Raw genomic sequence first — 4,878 nt, forward strand, 5'->3', positions numbered from 1 at the left:
CAAGACGGTTTTAACGGCTTCGGCCCTAAATTCTTTCGAGTAACGTTGAGTTTTTCTGGTCATAGTGAACTCCTTTTAATCCCATTCTACTCAGGAAGGAGTGTCCGTTAAAATCAGGCTACCTCAATCAATCAACAGAAGATGAAGAAAAAATAAAATCACATATTTTTTCGGAATATGGAATAAGCAGTACCAGTTATACCTGTATACCTGAACTCGGTCTGTTCTTGCCTCATGAGGGAAAGAATCGCGTCAACTTTTGTCGATATCACAAGATAGATAAGATCCCTGCCAAGGTATACACCCATCATTATCCTAAAGCCGAAAGAATTGCGATTTATGTCGTGGATATCGCCGGGGGTAAGGATGTTTGGGCCGTGCTGGATGGACGATACATTCAGAAAGTCAGTCATTACGCCTTTGCATGGCCTTTACTCCGGGCTTATGGTGTTAACAGGACACATCAGTGGCCAGCTGATTTACCTTCGTTAAAGGATATATTGGCTCATGCCAATAGTGCCATGGAAACGGAGCTTTTTTACGAGCCTGTTATTGATGTTGAAAAGGTCAGACGATGGCTTGGGGATAATGTCATCCGTACTGGGCTGATCGAGTTTCCTATCCGCAAGAAATACACCTACCTGGCCCTGTTTGCCGTTTTTTTCACAATGGCAATGACTGCGTTTGATTATTCAAGTGGTGGCCTGGCTGAAAGTATTTTTCTCGCCATAGGCGCTTTTTCTGCAGGTAGCTTGTTTGCCCTGATAGCCCCCATTTTTTGGACTAAAAAAAGGTATTTGGTGAATGAAAACCACCTCTGAATCTCTACTGCAACGATATTGAACAGAAGGCTCGACGTGCTACGATGTCATCATGAAAACGACACCCACACCTCACGACGCTTTGTTCAAGCAGTTTCTGACGCACCCGGAAACGGCCCGCGACTTTCTGCAGCAGCACCTGCCGCCGGCACTGCTGAAAACCTGTGATCTGAGCACGTTGCGACTGGAATCCAGCAACTTTGTCGAAGAAGACCTTCGTGCCTATTATTCCGACGTTCTGTATTCACTCAAGACGGGGAAGGGAGACGGATACGTTTATTGTTTGATTGAACACCAGAGTTCACCTGACAAACACATGGCCTTCAGATTGATGCGCTACGCTATCGCCGCCATGCAACGCCACCTTGACGCCGATAATGAGCAATTGCCTCTGGTTGTCCCGTTGTTGTTCTATCACGGTCAGGTCACTCCTTACCCGTATTCCATGCGCTGGCTGGATGAGTTTGGTGATCCCGAGCTGGCCCAACAACTTTATACCAATGATTTTCCGCTGGTCGACGTTACCGTTATTCCAGATGATGAAATCATGCAGCACCGTCGTATGGCCATCCTGGAACTACTGCAAAAACATGTCAGACAGCGCGACCTAGCCGAACTGCTGGAACAACTGGTCACCTTGCTGTTGGCCGGATACACTACTAATGAGCAGCTGGCATCATTGATGAATTACATGCTGCAGGTTGGCGATACAGCCTCTCCGGAAACCTTTATCCGCGAGCTGGCACGCCGAGCACCACAGCACGAGGAGGTTCTTATGACCATTGCACAAAAACTGGAACAAAAAGGCCTGGAGCGCGGGCTGGAAAAAGGCCGTTTGGAAGGTATCCAACTTGGTGAAGCCAAAGGACGCCAGGAAGGAGTGCTTGAGGGCAAACTTGCCGTTGCTCGCACTATGCTGGCGAACGGCATCGATCGCGATTCAGTAATGAAAATGACCGGTCTGACTGCCGCCGACCTGGCGCAAATTCGCCATTAATCCATCGTTACGACGGGCAGGGTAGACGTTGTTAGATAAGACCGAATCCGTTACCACGGAAAACACCACTTCAGCACTCAGCCATCTCGCGTTCTACGCCCTGGCGGCGCTGGGTCTGGCGCGTCAAGACGGCATAGCCGGCACTCCCTATGCCGAAAATTTGTTTCTTATTCGCTGGCTGGCCACTGCCCAAAAGCAGAAGCGATTTCCCAAAAGCGTCGCCGTCGACATCACCTGGCTACTCGAACGTGGGCGTAAGCATGCGCCGGCCGGAAAACTGCGTCAGCACCTGGACTACCTGTGGCGCTCCTGCAGTGGCAATCTGGTCGCACAATCCGATCTGTTCCGACTCACCTACGCCTCAGAAACGCTGAAAGACCAGGGTTGGGACAATTACGTGATGGATGCACGGGAGTGGAAATCCGGCGTTACCCTGACGCCGTCACTTAACAACGGCTTCTACGTCGAAAAAACGGCGCTGAATGCGGCCTTTACCCAGGACGGACGCCACCTGTACCCCTTACCCTTTCGCATCATTGGTGACACCGTCACCTTCATTCGTGTCATGACGGAATATGGCCTGAACGCGAGGCTCGTTGACAGCACTCCAGATCACCATACGGTCGCGCTGGAGCCCGCGTAGCATTGCTCCCTGCCGAACCGGTAAAAGGAAACACCGATGACAATGGCCGATTTTCGCCGAATGGCGGCAAGAATGGATCAGCATATGCAGCAGTTAGACGCGCAAGGCGTCACGGAGCCGCACCAGGTTATCAACCGCATGATGGGCTATACCCCTGAACTGCATCAGATTTGGACCGGCACCACGGATAAAGAACTGATGGCATTAACCCAGGAATATCCGGGGTTTTACCGTTACGCCCTCATCATGGAAACCGCGTTCGAGCAGGAGAACCAGCGGTCATCCCGCTCTTATGACGAGATGCCTGAATTCTCTGCAACACATAAACACACCATGGAACAGATACTCACCACGGCCGCAACCCTGGAACGGGGCTACCTAGCTTATCAGGGCAACGCCCTGTCAGTGTTTGATGAACAAATAATCCGGCTGAGACAGTCGTTCGAATTATGGCAGGAATGCGTGGAAAACTTTCGGAAAGTGCTGAATGCCGATGAAATCGTCACCCCTATGCAGCGTGACTACGTTCATGCGGGGCTGACACGGATTGCCGATCGGCTCATAGAATTACAGACGAAAATCCTGAGCACCAAAAAATGACATCTAGACGTCTAGAATACTCTATCGAGCTCATCAATTAATCGTGGTGATCTCAATCAAAATATTTTTCTGCAGTTTGAGTCTACGTCAGCAGGGTTCCCGTCTTAAGTGCTTACGCTGGCCAGGCTTCAACAATACAGGGAAGAAATGATGCACCTGAAACGAATAAGGGCAGCCAATTTTCGCGTATTTGGTGACGGCACTAATGCCCCAGCTCTTGATTGGGAACTCTCGGCAGGGTTAAACATCCTTGTAGGGGAGAATGACTCAGGAAAAACATCGGTAGTCGATGCGATCCGCTACGTACTGTGGACAACCAGCTACGAATTCATTCGTCTGTTCGAGAAAGATTTCTATATCAATGGCACAAACCGAGCCAGATCGCTTTTTATTGAAGCCACACTGGCAGATCTCGATCCTGACCAGGAAGCAGCTGTTCTGGAGTGGTTAACTCACGAGGAAGACGGCAGTCGTAGCCTGATCATTCATCTGCAAGCCAGATGGATACCACCCAACGGAAATAAACGAGGCCGTGTCGAGGCAGTTACGTGTTCAGGAAGAAATGGTGCAGGTCAAGAAATAGGTACCGTGGTACGTGAACTCATTCGAGCTACTTATCTTCGACCTTTGCGTGATGCAGAAGCAGAATTGCGGCCTGGACGACAGTCTCGATTATCACAAATTCTGGCGGCTCACCGGCGCATCGGTGGACAAGAGTTAAACGACTTCAATATTGACGCCCCAGATACAGTACCCAATAACCTGGTTGGATTGATGGCGTTCGCTCAGCATCACCTGGGCGAACACCAAGTCATCAAGGACGTCCAAAACGACATCAACGATAATTACTTGAACAAGTTCGCCTTCGCTGGCGATGCACTGTCATCCCGCATCCAGATAGCCCCTATTCTAGGGCTTCAACCTATCCTTGAACGTTTCGAGCTAGGCCTACTTCCAACATCCGGCATCGACCCTTCTGAGCACTGCGTTCGTGGGCTAGGTTACAACAATGCCCTGTTCATGGCGACTGAGCTCGTATTACTACGTGATGGCGAGGAACTCGGCCTGTTGTTGATAGAAGAGCCAGAAGCCCACTTGCATCCGCAACTGCAGGAACGAGTTCAGCAATTGCTCGAACGAACGTCCAAGACGGCCGATGACGGCACTCGCCCAGTACAAATTGTCATGACAACGCATAGCCCGTCATTAGCTGCGGGGGCTGACATTGCCAGCATGACTCTAGTTAATCGCGCACAACTATTCAGCCTCGCGCACGGAAAGACCAAGCTAAAGAAAAACGACTATGAATTTCTGCGACGTTTCATCGATGCTACAAAAGCCAATCTCTTCTTTGCCCGCGGCGTAGCCATAGTCGAGGGACCTGCCGAGGCATTATTGTTGCCAGCATTGGCAGAAGCTTCCGGTTGTTCCTTCAACGAACACGGTATTTCCTGTATAAACGTCGGTGGTGTTGGCCTATATCACTATGCTCGTATCCTGCAACCATTCGATGGATCGGTAGTTCCTATTCCTGTCGTCTGCATTACAGACCGCGACGTTGTGCCTGATGAGGCAGATTATATTCCCCGCCCAAATAATGGGCGCAAGCGCTTTGATTCTGACTACTCCCCCCAGGAACTCGATACATTAATCCAAACAAAGGTTGGACGAGCTCAGGGGGGAAGCACTCTGAGGTAGCCTGATTTTAACGGACACTCCTTCCTGAGTAGAATGGGATTAAAAGGAGTTCACTATGACCAGAAAAACTCAACGTTACTCGAAAGAATTTAGGGCCGAAGCCGTTAAAACCGTCTTGG

General features: G+C 50.2%; 5 protein-coding genes. All 5 read left to right on the forward strand.

What is annotated here, in order from left to right; translation table 11 throughout:
- Positions 1 to 377 precede the first annotated feature (377 nt).
- Positions 378 to 821, forward strand: coding sequence for a hypothetical protein (locus ACMV5H_RS25050; protein WP_414822746.1), 444 nt, complete (start codon positions 378 to 380; stop codon positions 819 to 821).
- A gap of 52 nt (positions 822 to 873) precedes the next feature.
- A complete protein-coding gene (locus ACMV5H_RS25055; RefSeq protein WP_414822747.1) occupies positions 874 to 1,818 on the forward strand; it encodes an Rpn family recombination-promoting nuclease/putative transposase in 945 nt (314 codons plus the stop codon).
- Between the two features lie 28 nt (positions 1,819 to 1,846).
- Positions 1,847 to 2,461, forward strand: a complete 615-nt coding sequence (locus ACMV5H_RS25060; protein ID WP_414822748.1) for a DUF2913 family protein — start codon at positions 1,847 to 1,849, stop codon at positions 2,459 to 2,461.
- A gap of 36 nt (positions 2,462 to 2,497) precedes the next feature.
- Positions 2,498 to 3,061, forward strand: coding sequence for a transposase (locus tag ACMV5H_RS25065; RefSeq protein WP_232785424.1), 564 nt, complete (start codon positions 2,498 to 2,500; stop codon positions 3,059 to 3,061).
- 147 nt (positions 3,062 to 3,208) lie between these two features.
- Complete coding sequence (locus ACMV5H_RS25070; protein WP_414822749.1) at positions 3,209 to 4,759, forward strand: ATP-dependent nuclease; 1,551 nt, start codon at positions 3,209 to 3,211, stop codon at positions 4,757 to 4,759.
- Positions 4,760 to 4,878 lie beyond the last annotated feature (119 nt).

The organism is Serratia sp. N21D137 (assembly GCF_047530005.1).
Classification (GTDB): Bacteria; Pseudomonadota; Gammaproteobacteria; order Enterobacterales; family Enterobacteriaceae; genus Chania; species Chania fonticola_B.